Annotated in this window: 1 pseudogene; it reads left to right on the top strand. The window is 63.7% G+C overall.

Annotated elements, in window-relative coordinates:
* Positions 1–10: 10 nt before the first annotated feature.
* Positions 11–237, top strand: a pseudogene (locus tag SB765_RS33530) (collagen-like protein); the annotation flags it as partial.

Below are 237 nucleotides of genomic sequence, written 5' to 3'. Positions count from 1 at the left end.
GCGCCGCGAAATGCGTAATCTGATGTTGCTGGCCATGTTGGCCACTCCCCTGGCTCAGGCCGAAAGCCTGGAAGTCGCCGCCAATTCCATGCTGCGCCTGCCCGACAAGTCGGCCAGCGTGCACCTCACGCACTTGCGCGTCGCTGATTCGGCAACCCTGCTGCTCCCTGCCTCGCTTGCGGAATTGAAGGTCGACCAGCTGGAGCTGGGGCGTGATGCGCGTATCGCCATTGCACC

Source organism: Pseudomonas sp. SIMBA_067, assembly GCF_046534675.1.
Lineage (GTDB): Bacteria > Pseudomonadota > Gammaproteobacteria > Pseudomonadales > Pseudomonadaceae > Aquipseudomonas > Aquipseudomonas putida.
The sequence above is the reverse complement of the archived record's forward strand: the minus strand, read 5'-3'. Positions and strand labels throughout refer to the sequence as shown.